The organism is Blautia sp. MSJ-9 (assembly GCF_018919065.1).
In the GTDB taxonomy this organism is placed as follows: domain Bacteria; phylum Bacillota; class Clostridia; order Lachnospirales; family Lachnospiraceae; genus Blautia_A.
In genome coordinates this window covers 20,176-41,853 of the sequence record NZ_JAHLQG010000042.1, presented here as the reverse complement: position 1 = coordinate 41,853, position 21,678 = coordinate 20,176, and the positions used below count along the sequence as shown (strand labels likewise).

The window sequence follows — 21,678 nt, the reverse complement described above, 5'->3', positions numbered from 1 at the left end:
TACTCCCTATAAATGATTATTTAGAGGAGATGGCAAAGACCATCTATGACTATTGGTTTTTGCAGTTTGATTTTCCAGATGAGAATGGAAATCCTTATAAATCCTCTGGAGGCAAAATGGTGTTTTGCGATGAACTAAACCAGGAAATTCCTCAAAGCTGGTCTTATACATCTATCGGAAATATTTCAATTTGTCTTGATTCCGAAAGAATTCCGCTATCTAATCAACAGCGACAAAAAATGAAAGGATTTATTCCATATTATGGAGCTACAGGAATAATGGATTATGTTAATCGTCCTATTTTTTCAGGAGATTTTGTTCTTTTCGCTGAAGATGGTTCTATAATGGATGATAATGGGAACCCAATCTTACAGAGAATATCAGGAGATGTATGGGTTAATAATCATACACATGTTTTGCAGCCTGTGAAAGGTTATTCTTGTCGTTTGCTCTATTTATTGTTGAAGGATATCCCTGTTGCAATGATAAAAACTGGTTCAATCCAAATGAAAATAAATCAAGCAAATTTGAATAGCTACAATGTTTTGAGTATTCCTGATTCAATTCGAAGCAATTTTATAGAGCAAATCGAACCAATTGATGCCAAAATTATGCAAATCCGAAAAGAAAATTCTAATCTCATAAAAATCAGAGACTGGCTTCTTCCAATGCTCATGAATGGTCAAGCCACCATCAATGAATGATATGCTAAATAATCATTTATCTGATTATTATTGCTTATTTTTTTGTCGATTGTGCCTAAAATTAGTGCTACTCTTTTTTGTTCCTCGTAATCTGGCAAAATAATATCAATATCGCCCAAAATATCTATATTCATTGACGCCATAGTTGATCCTACTGCGGAATTGTTTATCTTCATTTTCACTGCATCAGTCAATAAATAATACGAAACAAATTCAGGATAAACAGTGGCATCTGTAAATCGTACACGTATACAATCTGACCCCTGCATCCATCCCTCTTGCCCCTTCCTAATCAAACAATGTCTGTCAACAGAAAAGTTTGAGTTCAGCATAGGTTTCTTCATCGCCTTCATATTTCTGCAACTTGAACCATTTTTCAATGCCGTAATTCGCAATCATTATTGAATCAAGCTTATCTGTTTTTGCTCCCCTGATGCTATTGTTCTTCGCATATTTTTTCATTGCAAACGGATTTATGACAGATATGAAATATCCCTTGTCGTGAAGAAATGTTAATATAGGCAGATGGTAAATGCCAGTAGCCTCCATTACTATCCTTATCTCTCCATCCAACTTATCCAGCAGATTATCAAGGGCTTCCAGATCCTTTTCTACATGCTGTACCTCAAAAGGGCTGCTCACTATTTCACCATAGGACTTGAGTATACAGACTGTGCTTTTGCCTTTCGATACATCTATTCCTACACTTATCATCTTAAACCTCCTCTGATTGTTATTAGTAATTGTTCCAGCCACACTTATTACCATCCAGTTTAGTTGGTTACGCGGGAGCGAATCCCTACCTGCTTAATCGAATGCTTATAATAAGGGGTTGGTTAACGGTTTTTTTGACGGATGCAATGATCCAAATAGAGCCACGTCAGACCAATTACTCCCCTATATTATAATAAAATAAGTGCAGATGTCAGAGTTAATTACTCTCTAACAACTACACTTTTATGGTACTAAATAGAGCATATAGATTTCTCTATACGCTCTACCTCACGTTACATTTAATTTGCTCTATCTTTTCGGCTTAGTCTGCCCCCCCCGACGGAAAATCCACGCAGAGTTTTCTCAAGCACATCAATATCCAGCGGCTTGGCAATATGGGCATCCATACCAGCACCAAGACAATGCTGCACATCCTCTGAAAAAGCATTCGCAGTCATGGCAATGATCGGAATCTCCTTTCCAAGCGGATTCTCACTGTTTCTGATTGCCCTCGTAGCTTCCAGACCGTTCATGTTCGGCATCTGTACATCCATAAGAATTGCATCATATTCATCTGGCTTCACGCTCTTAAACGCTTCCACAATTTTCTCTCCATCCGGATAAATAGTACAGGTCGCACCATACATATGCAGAAGCTCTTTCAGAATCTCCGCATTCAGTTCATTATCCTCTGCACACAGGAAGTTCATGCCATTTAGAATATGGCTTTCTTCCTCTTCCGAAACAGAAGCTGTCCGTGTCCTTGCAATCGCCACCGCTAGGTTCGACAGGAAAAATGGTCTGAGAACCATTCCGTCCACATCACTTTCTGCCAGCACCTCCTGCACCTCTTCCTCAGACGCATAGTCAAGACAGAAGATCAGGACTGCATTTTTTGCAATCTTTCTGAGAAGGCTTACTGTTTCATCCAGCGTTTTATTCTTCAGGCATCCTGCAAGTAAGATCACATCTGTGCTTTCCTGCGTCAGCCACCCGGCTGCTTCCTCCTCTGTGGATACTGCATAAAACTGTATCGCACTCTCACTCATGGCAGCTTTTACATTACGGATCAGCTGGTTCTCACTAGAAACGAGAAGAACCCGACTGGCACCAATCTCATAATCCACATTTTGGTTAATTGGCAGTGTCAGTACAACCTCAAATCGGCTTCCTTTTCCCAGCTGGCTTTCCACATGGATTTCTCCACCCATAAGATCCACAATGTTTTTTGTAATCGCCATTCCAAGACCGGTTCCCTGCACTTTATTTGTCATGGAATTTTCGGCTCTTGTAAACGGTTCAAAAATATGCTCCAGAAATTCCGGTGCCATTCCATAACCGTTATCAATTACAGTGTAAACAAATTTCGCATGATCCGCAACCTCACATGGAACCTCTGTCAGATCCAGCACAACATCTCCGCCTTTGGGAGTATACTTCACCGCATTTGACAGAAGATTCAGGCAAATCTGACGCAGACGCACGCCATCACAGATCAGATATTCGTGAACGACTTCTTTTACGTGAATATGAAAATGCTGCTCATGCTCATTTGCCTGTGCCCGGATGATACTGTCAATCTGTTCTATCTGCTCAGCCAGACTTACTTCTTCCACATTAAGCTGTACTTCCTTTGACTCTATCCTGCTCATATCCAGAATATCATTGATAAGCCCCAGCAGGTGACGGCTGGAAAGCTGTACCTTTTGAATATAAGTCTCCATCTTATCCGTCATACCAGGTTCATGCTCCATCAGGCCTGTAATACCGACAATCGCATTCATCGGAGTACGAATGTCATGGGACATATTTGCAAGGAAATCGCTTTTAGCACGGCTTGCTTCTGTTGCCATCTGCTCGGCACGCTCAGCTACACTCAGTGCTGCTGACAGACGCTCACTGTTACGTCTTTCAGCATCTACAGCCTTCTTTTTCTGTACCTGAAGCAGTAAGAAAATGATTGCCGTTGCAATCACTACAAGGACAATCGCAAATACCAGGATCAGCCTGACAGTGGTATTTACCAGCGAAACAACATTTGTCGCCACATGAGAAGAAGGAACCAGAAACAAAAGCGTCCATTCCGCATAATTCATCTGATACAATGCATAATAATATTCTTCACCGTCCAAAACCGCATTTGCATAGCCATACCCATTTTTCTCCAGATCCGTCTTCGCTTCCTCAAAAGAATTGTCGTGCAGATACTCCATTTTTTGCAGTACAGTGTATGCATTATAGCCTTTAATCAGTTCGTTATCATTGTTGTAAAAAAGCCTCATGCCCGATTCATTCAGGACATATACACTGTTGCTGTTATCATAGGCTCCGCAATTAAAATAGGGGTTCAGATAGTTCATGTCCTGAGAAATGCCATAATAGATCACCTGTATCTTCTGGTTATTCTCCTCTATTTCCACAGGCTCAGGCAGACGCTTCAAAAAATACATTCTGCTTTCGTCCGCAATCATCGATTTTGACACAAAGCTGACCCTTTCCGGCTGGTCCAACAGATAATCAATCTCATCCAGCGTACCCTGCCAGCCGTCCTGCGTCATATACCGCCCCATATTATCTATGGCAACGATCTTTTCGCTATTTGTATCCATATTGTTCATGGATGCCAGTTTTTGCATAAATGCAAGCATGGTTTCAACATCCGCTGGCTTTCCTGTCTCCACATAATTACAGAAAGCATCTACATCCTTCCATTGACTGGTCACTACATCTTCCAGACCGGTAAAAAGTTGGGTAGTAACTTCCCGCATCTGACTCAGCCGCTCCTGATACAGAACTTTGTCGATATACGAATTATAAAAGCGCAGAAATGAAAAAATACTAATGGCGATAGCAGCCACAGTCACTATAATGGCAATAAGCAGTGTCTTAATGCTTATTTGATTATCTTTTGTGTGTTCCTTCCTTTCCCTCATTCGTTATTTCTCCCAGACAAGGTCTTTTTTCGATAATGTTTCAAACTGACCAAAATACTCCTCTGCTGCAGTGAGACCGAGAATGCCTGTATCCGTCAGTTTTCCCTCCTCTGCCACATCATCTGCCACACCACAAATAGCAACGGTGTAGGTTTCAGAATCATCAATGGTCATGCCCTCCGGCGTTACCAGTTCGTATGGGAACCAGTAATCCTCTTTGGCATTATAGCCTTTTTCTGCCAGCTCCTTTATACGTTTGCCAGTAAGCGTTACAGTCTGGATATTTCCACGCCAGCCAGTAGGCAGGATGCTGGTAATCTGATCATCAGTCACCGGCAGGGTAAACAGATTGCCACTGACCCCTTCCGAATTCAGATCAAAAATTTCATCCCCATATACAGGATACCACTTATTCTTGGAAATCAGCGACAGATCTGCACCGGCTGCTTTACCAAAGCAGATGCCGATGAGCCTTGCACAATCGTCCGTATCCAGCTTTTCGGTAACAGTGGTATAGATCTGTGAGGAATTATCCGTAACCAATGAGTGGTCGTTTTCTAAAACATTCACAATGTCATCCTTTGTCGCATTGTCATTTATATATTCGATAACCTCATTACCAATCGGAACAATAAGATTCTCCCAGCCATTATAAATAAATGGAGCCGTTAATCCTTTATTCAGATTGTCCTCATTTTCCTTATATTTATTTGTATCCGGAATCTCATAATCCTTCATCGGCAGAAGCGTGGAGTCCATATAAGGCTCATTCAAGGAAGTAAGTCCCTCTACAGTAGAAAGAACTTCCATCACATGAACGGCATCCTCCAGCTTCTGCTCGTTGCCCTTATCTTCCAGATGCTTATTCAGACCATAGTATCGGGAAACAGACAGCACTAAGGAATTCTGTGTACCATCCTCAGACAGATACGGCATCAGACCAAATTCACAGTCAGACTCCTGTTCATCAGAGCCGTAGCTACTGCCCAGCATAAACAAGGTATTACCTTCTGCCATGATTTTTTTGGTTTCAGTATCGTCTTTCAGGTCGCCCGGTTCCAGCATACCGATGTCTTTCCATTTTTGCAGTGTGGAAAATGACTCAACAAATTCCGGTGTATCTTTAGCAGAAGCCGTTCCGTTCAGGTAATTTTTCTGCCAGGTACGTCCATCAATGGTATTTAAAAAATCCGTATCCAGAATGTTGCAGAGATACTGGAAACCATAGCCAGGAAGTGCGACTTGACAGATACTCAGATTATACCCCGCTTCTTTCACTTTCGGCGCCAGTTCTTCCAGTTCAGCAAAAGAAGTCGGTAACTCCCAGCCGTTCTGCTCCAGCAACGTTTTGTTATAAGTAATACCAAGACAATCGTAATATGCTGGCAGAAGATAAATCGCACCATTATCCGTTACATCACGCAAGCGTGATTCTGAATAGTTGTTTGTGAAATCATAACCAGAAAGATCGACCAGACGATCACTTAAATCTTCCAGACCAGGTGTATATACTGTAGCTGTATAAATATCCGGCATATCTCCCGCTGCGAGCTCTGAAAGACAATAGGCAGTCTTGTTCTGACCGCTGTAGGGAATAATCTCCAGATTGATCTCAGGATACTTTTCCTTTACAAGTTCCAGAAATTTAGTGGCATTTCTGAACTGTACCTCCATGGTAATTGTTTCATGTTCATTACTGGCAGTCTGTGTTTCCTTGCTGCCACATCCGGTCAACATGGTCAACGCACAGGCAAATGCCAGCGATAAGCTTAGAATTTGTCTCCTTTTCATTGCTCTGCTCTCCTTTGATTTTAAAATATGTGTTTCACTGAACACAAACAGCACAAAAGACAGTTAGCTCCGTATGCTAACTGCCATTACTACATAATATTGGTTCTGTTGTAAACTTTACTGAATTATACAAAGTTTAGAACAGTCCATAGCTAGAATAGTCCCCAAACATGTAAAAACGGCAACACAATTTGACGGGTACAAAAATTATCTAATTGAACTCGTCAAAATTCTACAACTCTAATCTAATAATTACAAAGAACGCCTTGAAAATCAAGCCTTTTTTTCATATAATATGACTTATAATTACGCCGAAATATGTAAGGTGCTTTTATACTACAACAGAACCAATATTATGTGACTATCAGTTTCAGTCTCTCCATTTGTCTGGCATGAACCGCACCGCTTTCAGCTGTATAGATTCTGGTGGTACTCAAATTCGTATGCCCCAGAATATCCGCCAGTCTGGAAAGGTCTTTCTCAATCGAATAAAACGTCCTCGCAAACAGATGACGCAGATTATGTGGAAATACCTTCTTTTCCGAAACCCCGGCACTTTCGCATAGCTTCTTCATATCACGCCAGATATTGCTCCGATCCAATGGCTTTCCTGTCCTTGTCGTAAACACTGCCCCGGCAGTCTTTTTTTGATTTCGGATATATTTCCTCAACAGCTTTCTCAGTCCCTCCGGCAGAAACACAATCCTCAGCTTGCCCTTATTGGAAATCTCAGCCCTTCCACACTGCACCGCTTCCACTGTAATAAATTTCAGTTCCGATACCCGGATGCCTGTTGCACAGATTGTCTGGATCACCAGTGCCAACCTTTCATTCTCTTTCTTTTGTGCAGCTTTTACTAACCGGACATACTCCTCACGGGTAAGCTCTTTTTCTTCTTCCAGAAACAAAGATCTCTGAATTTTTAAGGGTTTCACCATCAGTTCCACCCATCCCATATATTTCACATACCCGTTCACAGCTGCAATCATGGCATTTACAGAAGCAGGTGCATACTGGTTCATCAGACTTTCTTTCCAGTTAATCAGCTCCGTCTTCGTTAATTCACTTCCATTCAAAAAGATGATTAAAGCAGTTAAGTCATGCTGATATTTCTGTAATGTTGCCTTACTCCGTTCCTGTTCTCTCAGATAATTGATATAATCCATAATATATTCTTCATTTATAACAGGCTTTTTCTCATACATAAAAAAGCACCTCCTGGCTCAATAATATTTATTATTTTACCAAGAAGTGCTTTTCTCTATTCGCTTTGCCTGTTCAATGCTTTCTTATCAGATGATCTGTCTGCTTGCTTCTGTCACCAGCATCCGGTTAATCTTCTCCTGCATGGTTTCTTTCGCATCTTCATTGAAGTGATAGCGGACAACATACACTGTCTGTCCGATCTTCTTTGTAAAAGTGTGTCCCTGTGTCGCTGTATTCATCATTTTTTCCATAATTATCAAATTCCTTTCTGTTATATGCCCGACAAAGAGAGGTTCGTACTGTCTCTGCCGGAAGTTTATCTGTAAGCTGTCAACGTAATTGTCAACATGAGGGTTCAAACTTCTTATGGGATGTTTTTTCCTGTCTTCTAAATACATCCCTAATGTTTTTTGAATATCTTTGTTGACAACTGGTAAAAACATCAAAATCACCAGTAAATATAAGGGGTTCGGCTGTCAACAAGAATGTCAACAAGTGATACATTTCCGGGTAAATCGACAGCCTTTCGGTGCCAAAATCAGCCTTTCTCTCTGTCGGGCAGATCAAATGGAAGTTCCAGCTGCTCTGCCTTTGTCAGTTTCGTAAATCCGTCTTTATCCGGTTCGTTGACACCCTCATCCTCTGTTCCTTCCCGAATCCAGCTCCGCTGTCTGCCATAACCTTGCTTTTCAAATCTGTGTACTCCGGCTCTCTTCCAGCCTATAATCTGGGTATCCATGATCGAGCAGATCTCATTGGTTTCAAATTTCTTCGGTTCCCGGTCAAAATGGTCAAATGCTTCTTTCCAGATCTGCACCGAACATACATGGGTTCCCTTGTAGGCATCCAGCCACCCCTGAATCGTTCCTGCCATGGTATCTTCCTGTGTGAACTGTTTCCGGTATTCATTGATTTCCTGTTCCATTTCTTTTGAGAACCTCAGCAGACTGTTTTTATTTTCTGTTGTCCAGTAGATCACCATCGCTTCTGCCCACAGCTGGTCAAAATAGGCTCTGGCTTCTTTTTCATCATCAAGGATATGCTTCTCTGCCTTGCTGCTGTCTATGGCAACCGGCAGGAAACGTCTTGCCCCGGTACGGTCAAAAGGAATGAACTGCCTTGTGTTCGTTGATCCGGCAAAAACACACTGACGCTTCCGGTCTTCCTCATATTTGGCATAAGGATCACGGTAAGTATCTTTCTGTCTGGTCAGGAACGATTTGATCTCTTCATTATTTCTTGCACTGATCGTAGCGATCATCTCCGGCATTTCAATGATCCAGTGTCCCCGCAGATATTCATAAATTTTGCTGTCCCCCAGATTTCGCAGATCATCGGAAAACCATTCATCCTTTAAGGCAAGGAATCGGAAAAAAGTAGATTTCCCGGCTCCCTGCTGACCGACCAGGCAGAGCATTTCATCTGCTTTGCATCCGGGACGGTAGATCCTGCTCAACGCTTCCATAAGGAAATGCTTCATTACCTCATATACAAAATCCGAAGCATCCGCACCCATATACCGTTGCAGGACATATCGAATCCTTTCCTGTCCGTCCCATTCCAGTTCTTCCAGATATTTGCAGATCGGATGGTATGCCCGGCTTTTTGCTTCTATCCTCAATGCTTTGTCCATACAGTTTTCACTGCAAAGGCTGTAATAGCGTTCAAAGAAATAGTAATAATACGTTCTGGCATCATCATCCAGCTTGCAGATCTCATCGTTCCACCAGAGGGTCTTTACAATATCAATCCGTCCGGTCAGCATGTTGTAACTCAGGCTCTCACGGATATACGGGTCATATCTCAGCACAAGCATATAATTATCCACGGTTGCTTTCACCGTTCCTTTCTGTGTCAGCTCCAGCATATCCCGGACTTTTTTAATCTCTTTCCGGTCTACGGTTTTTAACATTTCTTGTATGGCATCTTTCTGTTCCTTTGTCGCAATCTCCTTTATCCTCGTATCGCTCAATCCGTTCTACCTCCTTCCTCTTTTCCTTGACCAGTGCTTCTTTCTCTGCCTGATCTCCAAACAGCAGAATATCCAGATAATACTCCACTGTGGTCAGTTCCCTTAATGCGGTCATAAACCGCTTGTCCCATTCTTCCTCTCTGTTCTTCGGTGCATATTGCACTTTCCAGTCCAACAGCAGACTCCGGTAATCCAAATATGTTCTCAAACACCGCAGATACTCTGACTGCCATTTTTCTTCCGGTGTTGGTTCCGGCTTCTTCACGGATACAGGCTTTCTCTCAAAACCAGCTTTCCTGCTGGCATAAGCAATTCCAAAATCATCTGCCAGCTTCTGTGCTGCTTCTTTTAACCCAAGTCCAAATAGCTGTGCCGTAAAATCTATCGCATCCCCAGTACAGCCACATCCAAAGCAGTAATATCTCCGGTCAACTTTCATACTGGGTGATTTATCATTATGAAAAATACAACAGATCAGCCCACTCCTGTTAGGCTTTAACCCGTACATTTCTGCAGCCTGCCGGACAGTCACGTTCTGCTTTACTTCATCAAATAGTCCCATCCTGTTCTCCTTTCTTTCTCTGACTTTTTCCCAATTATGGGATAAACTTTTTTGGCTCCAAATAAAAAAGGCATTCTGTCCTGTCCTTTCGGAATCAACAAAATGCCCTATATCTCCAGATCACTGGAACGTGATTTTCCTTTATTCAGTTGCTTTCTTTCTGCTTCTTCTCTTTCAAGTTTTGCTACATTCAATGCAAGCTTTTCCCGAATGGAAGGCTTCACTTCTTTTTTAATTTCTTCCACAACTGCTTTCTTTTTCTCCGGCTGTTTCAACTGACGGACAATTTTTCCAACTGCCTTTTCCATCGCATTTTCAATCTTCCGTATCAGACCATCCAGCCTTTTTACCGCATACTCTTTTTCTTTCCGGGATGCTTTCCGTTCCGGACTCTGAATCCACTTTTTAGAATCTTCTGCCAGATAAATATCATCCTTACGGGTAGCCAGTACCGCTTCCCTTGCAACCTGCTCAACTGCCTTGTCATATGCTTCACTGGATACTTCATCAAGCAGTGTTTCCACATCTTCAATGCGGAGGGTCAGCTGTTGCAGTTCCTGTTTCTGTTCTTCGATCAACTCTCCCTGACTCATAATCCGGTCAGAATTGGAAATGAATTTTTCTTTAAATTCCTTCTCCTGCTCAATCAGCTTTTCTTCCTGTTCCTGTATTTTCTGTTCATTCCCTCGAACCATGATCCTTTGTTTTGCAATATCCAGACGGTTAGCATTTACAATATCAATCTGTTGTTCAATCGTTTCCTGTTGCTCTGCGATTTCTTCTTTCTGCTTCATGCGGATGTAGTCCTGCTTTTCCAGATACTGCCTTCCACCATAAGACGGTTCTTCATCCAGTTCCAGTCCATGACGATTGCAGATATCCAGAAACATCACCCGGCACGCAGAATCAAAAACCATCTTCCGGTTATTTGTCCGGGATCGTGCTTTGTCCGGCTGTGGCAGTTCAAAGCCAAGCTGCTTTAAGGCTTCTTCCTGTTTTGGTTCGATTTCTCCATATCTGTTCGTGGCATCAAATACATGACGCTCATGGATATGCGGTGTCGCTTCATCCATATGCAGTGACCAGTCAATGATATGGACATTAGAGCCGAAACGCTCATCGAACTCTTTCTTAAATTCATCAAAGACCATGACCAGCGTTTGTGCAGAAGCATGTTCATCTATCGTTCCAAGCTGATAGATACTTTCTTCCGGGCAGGTCTTTTTACTTTTCAGAACATCTTCCACACCTTTGCACCTGTCGGGATGTCTAGCTTTCTCATGTCTCGCATTTTGGTTCATGACATAATCGCTATAATGCTCCACGTAGTATGCAAGCTCAATCTGGTTGAAAGAAAAATTATCCTCTTTTCCCCGGTCAGCCATGGTGGTATATCCCTGATAGCAGTCCCAGTAAATATTTTGCCGGACGCGTTCATTGTCGATATGCTCACTGTGTTCCGGATCAAATCTCCGGTCATTGTGAAGCGGATTGTAAACGCCGTCCTTGCCGGATCTGCCGTTATGCCTTGTTCCTTTCAATTCACATCTCTCCTTTTTTCAAGTTTTCTCCCCGAAGGGGTAATGCAGCGAAGCTGCCAAAAGTCTCTGTCTCCGTTACAGACAGTACCCAGTACCATATGGCGAAACGCCATATCACTGGGCAATGGCTGCCGCCCTTAACCTGCTAATGGGCTTTGCCCCTTAACCCCAGCAAGGTGCTGCCGCCCTTTGCAATCCAGGCACAAAGGACTCACCGCCCTCTGTACTCCCGTCAGCCAAAACGAAACTTCTGCCGCTGTCCCTTCGGCAAGTTTTCCGTTCCGTCTGTTTTTCAAAAATCCTCTGAATCGGATTTTGTGAAAATATAAAAATGGATAAAATAAAAGGCACTAACTTTTTTACGGTTAATGCCCTTTACTTTACTCATTCATTTTTCATATGTCTCCGTATGTATCACTCTGATAACTGCCGGAGAATTTCTTTTGCAAGTTTTTTCAATTTCATTCCGACCCTTAATCCAAGACGGTAAAAGAATTCTTCTGTCTCAGCTCCACTACTAAATATTCGATCACAGTATTTCGTAACTGCTTCTTCCTGCTCCGGTGTCAAAGTTTCGATCACCTTCTTGTAGGCTTCCTCCACTTCATCTGGTTCCACTTCTGTCTGCTGTTTCAATTTCCAGTCTGTATACGATTTTCCCATGTGTTCGGTTATCGTCAGGTTGATGAAATCTTCAATTTCTTTTGTCATTTTCATTCATGACCACCATTCCTTTCACACACCTTATTCCGTTAAAGCATCCAGCATAGCCTGCATTGCTTCTTTCAGTTTTAAGCCGTCTTTCAGACCCATACGGTAATAAAATTCATTCAGGTCACTGCATTTATTTGATGTATCTGTCAGATAATCAAACAGAACCTTCTCCTGTTTCTTTGGCATCTTCCGAAGTACCTTTTGCAATTTCAGTTCCAGTTTTTCATTGAACGGATCATACTGCTTTCCATCATTTTCCTGATAAACCTGTTCCATTCTTTCCCCGATCAGGTCATTCATAAACTCTCTCATTTTCTCTGTTACTTCCATCTACTTAATCTCCTTTTAAACTGATCTTGATTGTTTCCAGCCACACGACCGCCCAGCCGGAAAGGACAGGCAGGATATAAAGTGCAAAACCTACAAGAAGCATTTGGAACACTCCTTTACCTGTCTCCTGCCTAAATCCATAACTTAATATTGCTGTGATGCAGATAATCCCCGACAGGATATGGAATACGGTTGCGGACAGCCATGTAACGAACATGACCATCAGTTGTACGACTGTCAGGCATATCTGCACTGGCAAAAGAATCACTTTCACAATGATCTTTGCAATTTTCATGACTGTCCACCTCCCCTCACTGCTTCAAATACCTGCGGTAGTTATCCATGACAGAATCGGTAACTCCGCTTTTGTATATCTTACGGATATCCACAATCTTTTCATCTTTCAAAAGTTTCAGCCAGTCCAGCAGGTCTTTTCTGCTGTTGGCAAAGTTACAGCATTTTCCGTCTGCATATTCAATCCGGTACCTCATAAGCTCCTCCTACACATACACCATTTCATTCAATATGATTTCATCTACCCGGCTTCTTACATTGTTTGCCCGGCGAACCCATTCCATCTGATCTCTGCTTTTCAATTCCTCGGTAATGCCTTCCTGTTCCATCATCTGATCCATCAGATAATCTCTGCGTTCCACACACTGCTCATTAACATCTGCAAGATAAGACCAGAGTTTTCCGCTCAGACTCAGATACGAATATAATCCACTTTTATAATCCTTCAGATAATTCCTGTGGAGACTTCCGTAAAATCCAATCTCACGAGTCTCATTCGGTACTGCAAGCAGTGGCAGATACACTTCCCCGACAAGGATATAATCCAGTCCATTACTGTCATCGTGTATGATCCGCTCTAATTCCTTCATGCCGGTATTGCTCCTTTCTTCGGTTCTGCAGGTGGAAGCATGGAAACGGGAATAAAGACACCTTTTGCAATATCTTCCTTCCGGATTGCTTCTTTCTTTGCATCCAACTCTGCTTTCTTCTTCTCTTTGGTTCGTTCATAGTATTCCTGCTGTTTGCCATTTGCTTTTCTTTTCAGGTAGTTCTGGTGCAGCCTGTCTTTTCTGGCTTCCCTCTTTTTCATTTCTTCGATTTCCTCCGGTGTCAGTTCCACCTCTCCGAAGTGTGGTGGCAGATACCGTCCGATGAAATTAAAATAGATTTCTACTTCCTGTGTGGTTTCAATACTGCCTTTCCGGTCACGCTCATGCACAACAATCTTCTCCACAAACTCATTCAGCATATAAGTGGTAAGTTCCTCAAAGTTCTGGTATTTATCGACCATGGCAATGAATTTCTCCGCAGACCTGCGACCTTCCTCATAACCGGATAACTCTGCTTCCATCCCTGCAATCTCCGCTGACAGTTCCTTCTGTTCTTTGGAATACTGCCCGTCCAGAACTGCATAACGTTCATCCGGCAGTTTGCCAAGAATGTTATCTTCATAAATCCGGCAGAGCAGTTTTTCCAGATCCTGCACACGCTTCTGTGCTTCTGACAGTCTGCTTTTCAGTCTTGTGATCTCGCTGGACTGTTGTGAGGTCTGAGCCTTTCTCACCGTCTCTATGAACTCTTCCCGGTTCAGCTGGGAATATTCTGCAATCGCCTTTAAAAGTTCCTTGATAAGCTCCATGACCACATCAGCGTTGATCCTGTGCTGTGTCGGGCAGAGTGTTCCGACCGGAACCTTTGAGTATGCGGAACAGGTATACTGTGGAACTCTCTTTCCATTATTTACCCGGTGAACATACATTTTTGCTCCGCAATCCGCACAATACATCAGTCCGGTCAAAGGATGTGCTTCTCCCCATCCATCCGGGTATCTTCTTACATTGCTTCTGATCCTCTGGACATTATCAAAGGTTTCCTGGTCTATGATAGGCTCCTGTGTGTTTTCAAATACCGTCCACTGATCTTCCCCGACATAATGGCTTTTCTTATCCTTGAAATGTTTTCTGGTTTTGAAGTTCACCGTATGACCAAGGTACTCTCGTTTCTTCAAAATCCCTGCAACAGTGGAAGAACCCCATCCATAAGGATCTTTGATTTCATCCACCCTGCCTTTCCATAAACCTGCATCCTTTTTCGCCATATGCACTGCCGGTATCTCCACCTGTTCCTCTTTCAGAATCCTTGCGATCTGATACGGTCCACGTCCGTCCATTGTCATATGAAAAATCCGCTGTACGATTTTGGCTGCTTCTTCATCAACAATCCAGTGGTCAGGGTTCTCCGGATCTTTTAAGTAACCATACGGTGTTGTACTGGCTACATGCTTGCCGGATTTCCCTTTTGCCTTAAAGGTTGATTTAATCTTTTTACTGGTATCTCTTGCATACCATTCATTCATAATATTTCGGAATGGGGTGAAATCATCATCCTCCCGAAAACTATCTACATTCTCATTCACTGCGATCAGACGCACATTCTTCTGTCTGAGCAGTTCCATATATTGCCCGACCTTCAGATAATCCCTTCCCATTCGGCTCATATCTTTAATCAGGATCGTCCCAACTTTCCCGGACTCCACTTCTTTCATCATGGCAAGAAAGCCGGGGCGGTCAAATCTTGTGCCGGAAATTCCATCATCCGTAAAATGAATCAGATTTGTAAAGCCATGTTCCTTTGCATACTGCTCCAGAAGCTTTTTCTGATTGGAAATACTGTTGGACTCTCCGTTTAATTCATCATCACGACTAAGACGCTCATACAACGCTGTCATGAATCCCTGTGTCTGTGCCATTCTCTGACGCCCTCCTTTCTCTAATTTGGCTCCTGTTCTCACCCCATATCCGTTCCTGTACCGGGTTCTGATGTTTCCGGGACGTATTTCCAGAAAAAATCTGGTATCACTATGGGCAGGCTATTCTGTTTCCAAGGTTCGTGTAAGAAACCGAAAAAAATTCCTTACACATAACCCATTGCTCAGACGCCTTTTTACAGGGTCGCAACATAACTTTTCTCATTTTCCTGGATTTCGTGTCGGTAAAAAAGTTTCTTACACTATACACAGGTGGCAGAGGGTAAAAAGTTATATTGCTTTGAAATGTTTTTAAAAAAGTACAATTTTGCCCTTTGAGGTAAAAAAATAAGCCTCAAGAGACTTTTTAATCAATTTGGAGCTCCAATTCTCTAAAATTGAGTGATTAAGAAGTCTCTTCAAACTTACTACACCAGCCGCCATTTTGTATTTTTTATACTGTCTGACCGCAAAATGCTGCGAATCTCTTTCTTCCAGTTCCTGGAACATCATATCCACAGGATTCTGGTAAGTTTCATCCTCTTCACGGGTTTCGCTTTCATTCAAAAGATCCAGAAGGGTATTCAGATTCTTTTCCTCTTCATCCCCTTCATACCAGATAAAAGCAATCAGTGCTGTATACAGCAATTTCTCTGCTTATAGTGATAGGTAAGGTTTTGATATTATCTCCACCTTTTCCCCCACCTCACACCGGACATGCGATTTTCACCGCATCCGGCGCTCCATCGATTGCCTTCGCAAGTCATTTAATCAGTCACCAAATTTAAGTTTTATATTATTACTGACAGGTTCGCCTGTTCTCGCAGACTATTGATTTTCACGAGCATCTTTTTTGTGATATTGAGTGTTTTTATCAGGTCTTTTATTACCGCTTGGGGCAGTTCTTGTAACAGAATCAGATATTTCTTGTGGATCAGAACCATGTTTTTATATCTTTCAAATCCACCAAGTGATCTTGGTATTTTGAGCCATACACATACATGTTCTGCATTTGTGAATTCTTCTCCACTGATTGCACATTTTCCCTTTTGAGCAGAAAATAAAGATATTTTACTGTCATGGTATTCTGTGCTGTGACCAACAGATATATCTTCTCTCAGTCCTTTCAAAACATATTGATTAAGATTAAGTTCTGTATGGATTGGAGAACGACCTTCTTTTGTATAACTACAAACGATTGACCGCTTCGCCATTGGTACTTTGTTTTTGATAAATGCAATCGGATAGATCATCTGGTCAATTCCTGAAACATATCGAATCATTTTTGACTGTCCGAATCTTTCTTTTTCTGCTTGGGTGATAGTTCCACCCTCACGTTTGAGCATACTTCCTGTTTCCGTTTTTAACCTGTTCGTCAAAACTGTCATCACTCGCCTATGGAATTCTCTGCAATCAATACTGATACAGGTGGCAAGCTGATAGTAATTCTGTATGCCTAACACCATTGAGTTATATAGCTGAATTTCGGATAAACAACTTTTCTTCTCTCTGGGTTTTGCGATATTTTTCGCTTGCTCCACTAGCTTTGCTCTTTCAATTTCAACCTTTTTGTCACAGATTGCCGATTGCACCACATATTTATGATGCTTCAATCTTACCCTTATTTTGAATCCAAGAAACTCTGACCACCGTTTTCTGGTGTTCACAATCCTTGTTTTCTCTGGGGACACCTCTAATTTCAACCTCTCTTCAATCCACGCCGTAACTGCCTTTTTTGTCCTGACTGCATCCTCTTTCGTTCTACAGAAAATCCTGAAATCATCCGCATACCGAATGATATGCATTTCTTTCATTTCCGTATTTTTCATAATCCTGTAACCATGGCTTTTATCAAAAACCTTAGTTTTTCCAATTATTCTTTCTCTCCCTCTGCTTGTAGCAATCGGATTCTCCTCCCATTGGCTGGCTACCCACCAATCTAATTCATTTAGAACGATGTTTGCCAGTAGTGGTGAGATGATTCCGCCCTGTGGTGTACCTTTGTCGGGCAATACCGTTGTATTATCAGGCATTTTAATTGGAGCTGTCAGTATTCGCTTGATAATAAAAATCAGCGTTTTATCATGGATACCCAACGACCATATCTGTCTGATTAACTTGCTATGATTTACATTATCGAAAAATCCTTTAATATCAAACTCGATTACATAATGCAGGTTCATCATTTGAAGCATGGTGTAGGTTCTGTTAATGGCATGTTCAACGGATCTGTTCGGACGAAATCCATAACTATTATTGTTGAACTTTGCTTCGCAGATTGGTTCCATGATCTGCTTGATACATTGCTGTATCAGCCTATCCCATATACATGGGATTCCCAACGGACGTGTTTTTCCGTTTGGTTTCGGGATATCTTTCCGTCTTACAGGCTTAGGTCTGTAGCCGTGTTTGCTCTCCGTGACAATAAATCTCACTCTTTTTATCACATCATCAGGAGTTAGACTCCCAATGTCTGTGATGTTCTTTTTGTCTGTTCCTGCCGTGTAGCTGCCTTTGTTCGCTTTAATGTTTCGGTATGCAAGTAAAATGTTATCTCTGCTCAGTATCAAATCCATAAGATTCTCAAATACTTCACCGTTCTGACTTCTTTGATATAATTCATCAAAAGTACCTTGCATTCCGTAGTACTCCGCATGACGCAGGTCATCCACACATAATGTTTTACTTTTCTTTGGCATAAGGCATCACCTCCTATCGAAAGTGACCCTTTTGGTCTTACTCGTAATCCTTATCATAGGACTGAATAATGCCTGTTTATTTCAACCGACTTGTGACCATTCCTCCGAGTTCCTCTTTTTCGCAGAACTCATCATAAGTTCGATCACGGCTTTTCAGCACCAGTTCGCCTGCTTATTTTCTTCGTCAGGCTATCCCATATTGGAATCTGATGCCTTTCCACGTTCCGATAATCCTATCTGTACATATATCCTTAGGTCTCTGCTATAGTCCTGTCAGCTTGGATGTGCCTGTAACACAACATGGTCGTTCGTAGGACCAATTTCTACTAAACCACACTGACTGCGCTTTAACGCACCCATACATTTCTATATGGTCTTCTTTTAGAACCGTACATTCGCAGTTTTCGTCAGTTTACTCGCCAAAGTAAACATTCTAACCATAGATATTTTATAGATCCTAGACCTATAGGTAGCGCACCCCACCTCTGGGGCATTTTCGAGAATCTTTTGGCAGATTCCTACGGCTACTCTCGGTCGTTGTCACGGAGCTTCCCACCCCAGCCATTACAGCTGACGCAAGTCCGTCAAGGATAGACGTTTCAGGGCGTTACCCCATCATTCCATCTATCAGATTATCAGTTCACAGACTGGTTATTATTTAATAAACCAACACTGTGTGCAGACTTTTTACCGCCTGCAAACGTGTCGCACTCACCCAAAAATCTTCGGAAGCTTTTTCCCCTTCGCCTTTGGTATTAACAATGATTGTTGTCACCAGCTTCAGGATATCTTTTTCAGACCGTATATAAGCAAATGGATTGTAATGAAGCGATTTGGAAAAATTGATAGTATTCAGAACCTTAATCACATATGGCTCATGAACTACTTTTCCAGATTTATCTTTCATAATATTTCCATTCTTATCTTTCTTAGGTGGTCCCTTTGCTAACATCTTCCCGCACTCCTCAATCAGAGTGCCTTTCGGATCTGTAATGACCATGGAACAGTTCATCTGCATGACTGACGGCTTAACGAAAAATCGAGTTTTTCCGGAACCACTGCCGCCAATGACCACTATATTTTTATTTCTTGCATATTTTGGCTGTTTAGGTCTACTTTCCATAGTCAATGCTTCTGTTGCTGTCAATGGAATATTCATCCAGGGATCTTCCGACATATAAGGCTTGATATCCTCTGCGGTTCCCCATCTAGCTGAACCATACTCGATGCCTTTCCGTAATTTCTTTGCGTCTGCCTGTTTCTGCCAGACCAACACTTTCAGAACGACTGCAACAACAATACCTGCTAGCAGATCTTTCCAGTTATTGCTTAACACAAAACCAGCAAAAATCCGGTCTGCGTGTTCCATTGCATATAAAAGTTTGTTCCCCATATCTTCTCCCGGACTGTTCCGGTAAAGAAAAAATGCCCGGTCTGCATAGAAAGCAGCCAGAGCATAAGGGATATTTGTAAGAACCAGTTTCTTTTTATCCAGGGCGGACAGCTTACCCCCGATTTTAAGCTTCCACTTCTGCATCATAGTTTTGCCGCTTTTCTTTTTCATCGACTCTGCTCCTGATGCCGGTTCTTTACTTTGTCCTTCGTCTTCTTTGGCATCATTGCCCGGTAAGCTGCAAGACGCTTATGAATGGAAGGCTTATTCGCTTTTTGAATCTGTTTCTGGGAAAACTCACGGAAAGCAGCATTGAGGGCATCCTGATCACGTCCCTTGAAAAATACCAGATAAACCGGAGGCTCTTTGCTCTTGTCTTTTTTCAGAGCATAATTGATCCCGTATTTTCTGGCATACCGTTCAAAGGACTTGATATTCTTATTTGTGATCTCGATATTGACCATCCCGGCATTCTGTTTTGCCAGCTCTTTTACCGTGACCTTTCCCTGTTTCGGCTGATTTTTCTGTGCTTTCTTCTCTACTGATTTCTGCTTCTGATGACGCAGATACGCAACAAGAACCTTTTTCAACAGGTCTGCCGTAATCTTAGTAGCCCGAATACAGAACGTGACCGTTTTCTGAGTTACCTCTTCCTGCATGACTTTTCCCTCCTTTCAGCGATTCAACTGCTGTCCAGATCTGTAATCATGGCAATCACCCCCTTTAATAAAAAAAGACAAATTAACCGGTAATCAGGTTCTGCACCTGTACGAGTTTTTCTGTCCCTTCTTCTTTTCTCTTATCTTCTCCACCACAATAGATGGGAACACACATTTCAAGTATTCTACTGTAAATACGCTGATGGGCAGTATCCAAATCTGTGGATTTCATTTCATTCAGTCCCAGATTCGTTGTTACGATCAGCGGAAGCATTTTACAATAACGGCTGTCTATCACATTATAGACCTGCTCCAAAGCAAACTCGGAATTTCGCTCTATGCCTAAATCATCAATAATCAGCAGCGGATAATCCACAAGATTTTGTATGATCTGATTCTTGTCTGCCTGATAGCTGGTCATTTCATTTAAGATCCTGGAAAAATTTGTCATCATGACACGTTCTCCCTGTTCCAAAAGTGCATTTGCAATACAGCCTGCAAAGAAACTTTTCCCAGTTCCAACTGGTCCCATCAAAAGCAATCCTACATTTTTCCTCTTCATATCTGCCCAGTTTTCTACATACTGCCTGGCGATTAGTATCTTCTGGTTGCTTCCATTGTCATTTTCAAATTTCCATTCCCAGAATCTTCTTTCCCGAAGTCCGACTGACTTTCTCTGATAAAGCAGCCTCTGTGCTTCTTCCCGCTGCATCTTCTCATCCAGTTCCTGCCTGGCTTTTACCTCGCATTCGCACAAACAGGACACTACATGCTCAAATCCCATCAGACTGACTTTCATCTGTTTTCTTTTTCCACAGATACCACAATGAAGACATCCCTCTTCATCCAGATAATCTGCTGTTACTTTATTTTCCATCACAGGCTTTCTCCTTCCTGAAATTCATATTTGTCCATTCCTGCCCTGGCTCCATCTCGTTCTGCCCAAAGACAGATTGTTGCAAAATGATTCTGATACTCTTTTCCACTGGATTTCATATAAACAGAAAGATGATCAATCCGTTTCTGGTAGTCCCACGGAAATAAAGTCATCAACTCCTGCAGTTCCGGTTCCGACAGAACAACATTTTTGAATCTCCCATACTGACTGAAATTTTCTTCCAAAGCGTGAGTGTTGCTCTTACTCTTATCAGTATGATTCTTTTCTGTCTTATTTATCTTAGTATTACTTCCTTCCAGATTCTTGCAGTCCGGACTTCTATTTTTTTGCTGCCCGGACTTCCAATTTCTTGCTATCCGGATTTCCAACTCCTTGCTATCCGGACTTCCAGTTTCTTGCAATCCAGAATGAAAATATCTGTCTGGCTTTCCTCTGACCCGTTTCACAAAATTTTTCACATATATGACAGAGGGACGGTTATTTCCCTGCCGGTAACGTTCAATCAGTCCAATTCCATGCACACTGTCAAGTTCATAAAGGAGCTTTGTTACAGTCGTATGGGACATCCGCAAAAGATCCTGCAGTTCTGCAATCGTATAAATGATATAGACATAACCGTCACTGTCAATCCATCCATTTTTCTTTGATAGACTGATGCGGTCTAAAAGGATTCCATACAAGAGTTTTGCATCTGTGGAAAGACCCTGAAATTCCTTTTCTGTAAACAGAGCTTTCGGTATTCGGAAAAAAGAAAACTGGTCAGATTCTTCTGCTCTGAAGTATTCAAAATCTGCCATAATT

General features: G+C 42.0%; 19 protein-coding genes and 3 pseudogenes. 1 reads left to right on the top strand and 21 read right to left on the bottom strand.

The window, feature by feature from the left end; genetic code table 11:
- Nucleotides 1–29 precede the first annotated feature (29 nt).
- Nucleotides 30–704 (top strand): restriction endonuclease subunit S, encoded by a 675-nt coding sequence (locus KQI87_RS11695; protein WP_216460285.1) that lies wholly within the window; start codon nucleotides 30–32, stop codon nucleotides 702–704.
- On the opposite strand, the gene KQI87_RS11690 is transcribed toward KQI87_RS11695, so the two are convergent.
- From KQI87_RS11690 to KQI87_RS11590, 21 genes and pseudogenes are all read right to left on the bottom strand, one after another.
- Nucleotides 683–973: a restriction endonuclease subunit S gene (locus tag KQI87_RS11690; protein WP_253292497.1), complete on the bottom strand. Its 291-nt coding sequence runs from the start codon at nucleotides 971–973 to the stop codon at nucleotides 683–685. The two genes, KQI87_RS11695 and KQI87_RS11690, sit on opposite strands and share 22 nt — an antisense overlap.
- A 46-nt stretch (nucleotides 974–1,019) precedes the next feature.
- Nucleotides 1,020–1,418: pseudogene (locus tag KQI87_RS11685) on the bottom strand (IS110 family transposase); the annotation flags it as partial.
- A 299-nt stretch (nucleotides 1,419–1,717) separates the two neighbouring features.
- Nucleotides 1,718–4,351: a hybrid sensor histidine kinase/response regulator gene (locus KQI87_RS11680; protein ID WP_216460284.1), complete on the bottom strand. Its 2,634-nt coding sequence runs from the start codon at nucleotides 4,349–4,351 to the stop codon at nucleotides 1,718–1,720.
- 3 nt (nucleotides 4,352–4,354) lie between these two features.
- Complete coding sequence (locus KQI87_RS11675) at nucleotides 4,355–6,142, bottom strand: extracellular solute-binding protein (protein WP_216460283.1); 1,788 nt, start codon at nucleotides 6,140–6,142, stop codon at nucleotides 4,355–4,357.
- 353 nt (nucleotides 6,143–6,495) lie between these two features.
- A complete protein-coding gene (locus tag KQI87_RS11670; protein WP_216460282.1) occupies nucleotides 6,496–7,347 on the bottom strand; it encodes a tyrosine-type recombinase/integrase in 852 nt (283 codons plus the stop codon).
- Nucleotides 7,348–7,434: 87 nt separating this feature from the next.
- On the bottom strand, nucleotides 7,435–7,599 hold the full coding sequence (locus tag KQI87_RS11665) for a transposon-encoded TnpW family protein (RefSeq protein ID WP_216460281.1): 165 nt from the start codon (nucleotides 7,597–7,599) through the stop codon (nucleotides 7,435–7,437).
- A gap of 287 nt (nucleotides 7,600–7,886) precedes the next feature.
- Complete coding sequence (locus KQI87_RS11660) at nucleotides 7,887–9,320, bottom strand: virulence-associated E family protein (RefSeq protein ID WP_253292496.1); 1,434 nt, start codon at nucleotides 9,318–9,320, stop codon at nucleotides 7,887–7,889.
- Complete coding sequence (locus KQI87_RS11655; RefSeq protein WP_216460280.1) at nucleotides 9,229–9,882, bottom strand: CHC2 zinc finger domain-containing protein; 654 nt, start codon at nucleotides 9,880–9,882, stop codon at nucleotides 9,229–9,231. The genes KQI87_RS11660 and KQI87_RS11655 overlap by 92 nt, the downstream gene beginning before the upstream one ends.
- Before the next feature lie 107 nt (nucleotides 9,883–9,989).
- Nucleotides 9,990–11,423, bottom strand: coding sequence for a serine/arginine repetitive matrix protein 2 (locus tag KQI87_RS11650; RefSeq protein ID WP_216460279.1), 1,434 nt, complete (start codon nucleotides 11,421–11,423; stop codon nucleotides 9,990–9,992).
- 414 nt (nucleotides 11,424–11,837) lie between these two features.
- Nucleotides 11,838–12,140 (bottom strand): hypothetical protein, encoded by a 303-nt coding sequence (locus tag KQI87_RS11645; protein ID WP_253292495.1) that lies wholly within the window; start codon nucleotides 12,138–12,140, stop codon nucleotides 11,838–11,840.
- Between the two features lie 27 nt (nucleotides 12,141–12,167).
- Complete coding sequence (locus KQI87_RS11640) at nucleotides 12,168–12,467, bottom strand: hypothetical protein (protein ID WP_216460278.1); 300 nt, start codon at nucleotides 12,465–12,467, stop codon at nucleotides 12,168–12,170.
- A 4-nt stretch (nucleotides 12,468–12,471) separates the two neighbouring features.
- Nucleotides 12,472–12,762: a hypothetical protein gene (locus KQI87_RS11635; RefSeq protein WP_216460277.1), complete on the bottom strand. Its 291-nt coding sequence runs from the start codon at nucleotides 12,760–12,762 to the stop codon at nucleotides 12,472–12,474.
- A gap of 16 nt (nucleotides 12,763–12,778) precedes the next feature.
- Nucleotides 12,779–12,958: a hypothetical protein gene (locus tag KQI87_RS11630; RefSeq protein WP_216460276.1), complete on the bottom strand. Its 180-nt coding sequence runs from the start codon at nucleotides 12,956–12,958 to the stop codon at nucleotides 12,779–12,781.
- A gap of 9 nt (nucleotides 12,959–12,967) precedes the next feature.
- The gene (locus KQI87_RS11625; RefSeq protein WP_216460275.1) at nucleotides 12,968–13,351 is read right to left on the bottom strand and encodes a TnpV protein; all 384 of its coding nucleotides are present in this window, start codon (nucleotides 13,349–13,351) and stop codon (nucleotides 12,968–12,970) included.
- Nucleotides 13,348–15,210, bottom strand: coding sequence for a recombinase family protein (locus tag KQI87_RS11620; RefSeq protein ID WP_442860616.1), 1,863 nt, complete (start codon nucleotides 15,208–15,210; stop codon nucleotides 13,348–13,350). The genes KQI87_RS11625 and KQI87_RS11620 overlap by 4 nt, the downstream gene beginning before the upstream one ends.
- A 423-nt stretch (nucleotides 15,211–15,633) precedes the next feature.
- Nucleotides 15,634–15,885: pseudogene (locus KQI87_RS17015) on the bottom strand (VirD4-like conjugal transfer protein, CD1115 family); the annotation flags it as partial.
- A gap of 134 nt (nucleotides 15,886–16,019) precedes the next feature.
- On the bottom strand, nucleotides 16,020–17,927 hold the full coding sequence (ltrA, locus tag KQI87_RS11610) for a group II intron reverse transcriptase/maturase (protein WP_216460273.1): 1,908 nt from the start codon (nucleotides 17,925–17,927) through the stop codon (nucleotides 16,020–16,022).
- 697 nt (nucleotides 17,928–18,624) lie between these two features.
- Nucleotides 18,625–19,491 (bottom strand): annotated as a pseudogene (locus KQI87_RS11605) (type IV secretory system conjugative DNA transfer family protein); the annotation flags it as partial.
- Nucleotides 19,488–19,979, bottom strand: a complete 492-nt coding sequence (locus tag KQI87_RS11600; RefSeq protein ID WP_055057305.1) for a PcfB family protein — start codon at nucleotides 19,977–19,979, stop codon at nucleotides 19,488–19,490. The pseudogene KQI87_RS11605 and the gene KQI87_RS11600, both read right to left, overlap by 4 nt.
- Before the next feature lie 82 nt (nucleotides 19,980–20,061).
- On the bottom strand, nucleotides 20,062–20,856 hold the full coding sequence (locus KQI87_RS11595; protein ID WP_216460272.1) for an ATP-binding protein: 795 nt from the start codon (nucleotides 20,854–20,856) through the stop codon (nucleotides 20,062–20,064).
- Nucleotides 20,856–21,674, bottom strand: a complete 819-nt coding sequence (locus KQI87_RS11590) for a replication initiator protein A (RefSeq protein WP_216460271.1) — start codon at nucleotides 21,672–21,674, stop codon at nucleotides 20,856–20,858. Before KQI87_RS11590 ends, KQI87_RS11595 begins: the two co-directional genes overlap by 1 nt.
- Between the last annotated feature and the right edge of the window lie 4 nt (nucleotides 21,675–21,678).

Bases quoted from the DNA above. Each gene is read 5' to 3' on its own strand.
- KQI87_RS11600 (WP_055057305.1), bottom strand. From the start codon at position 19,979: ATGCAGGAAGAGGTAACTCAGAAAACGGTCACGTTCTGTATTCGGGCT.
- KQI87_RS11675 (WP_216460283.1), bottom strand. From the start codon at position 6,142: ATGAAAAGGAGACAAATTCTAAGCTTATCGCTGGCATTTGCCTGTGCG.
- KQI87_RS11665 (WP_216460281.1), bottom strand. From the start codon at position 7,599: ATGGAAAAAATGATGAATACAGCGACACAGGGACACACTTTTACAAAG.
- KQI87_RS11595 (WP_216460272.1), bottom strand. From the start codon at position 20,856: ATGGAAAATAAAGTAACAGCAGATTATCTGGATGAAGAGGGATGTCTT.
- KQI87_RS11645 (WP_253292495.1), bottom strand. From the start codon at position 12,140: ATGAAAATGACAAAAGAAATTGAAGATTTCATCAACCTGACGATAACC.
- KQI87_RS11640 (WP_216460278.1), bottom strand. From the start codon at position 12,467: ATGGAAGTAACAGAGAAAATGAGAGAGTTTATGAATGACCTGATCGGG.
- ltrA (WP_216460273.1), bottom strand. From the start codon at position 17,927: ATGCCAAAGAAAAGTAAAACATTATGTGTGGATGACCTGCGTCATGCG.
- KQI87_RS11695 (WP_216460285.1), top strand. From the start codon at position 30: ATGGCAAAGACCATCTATGACTATTGGTTTTTGCAGTTTGATTTTCCA.
- KQI87_RS11670 (WP_216460282.1), bottom strand. From the start codon at position 7,347: ATGTATGAGAAAAAGCCTGTTATAAATGAAGAATATATTATGGATTAT.
- KQI87_RS11635 (WP_216460277.1), bottom strand. From the start codon at position 12,762: ATGAAAATTGCAAAGATCATTGTGAAAGTGATTCTTTTGCCAGTGCAG.
- KQI87_RS11680 (WP_216460284.1), bottom strand. From the start codon at position 4,351: ATGAGGGAAAGGAAGGAACACACAAAAGATAATCAAATAAGCATTAAG.
- KQI87_RS11630 (WP_216460276.1), bottom strand. From the start codon at position 12,958: ATGAGGTACCGGATTGAATATGCAGACGGAAAATGCTGTAACTTTGCC.
- KQI87_RS11655 (WP_216460280.1), bottom strand. From the start codon at position 9,882: ATGGGACTATTTGATGAAGTAAAGCAGAACGTGACTGTCCGGCAGGCT.
- KQI87_RS11690 (WP_253292497.1), bottom strand. From the start codon at position 973: ATGCAGGGGTCAGATTGTATACGTGTACGATTTACAGATGCCACTGTT.
- KQI87_RS11625 (WP_216460275.1), bottom strand. From the start codon at position 13,351: ATGAAGGAATTAGAGCGGATCATACACGATGACAGTAATGGACTGGAT.
- KQI87_RS11620 (WP_442860616.1), bottom strand. From the start codon at position 15,210: ATGACAGCGTTGTATGAGCGTCTTAGTCGTGATGATGAATTAAACGGA.
- KQI87_RS11590 (WP_216460271.1), bottom strand. From the start codon at position 21,674: ATGGCAGATTTTGAATACTTCAGAGCAGAAGAATCTGACCAGTTTTCT.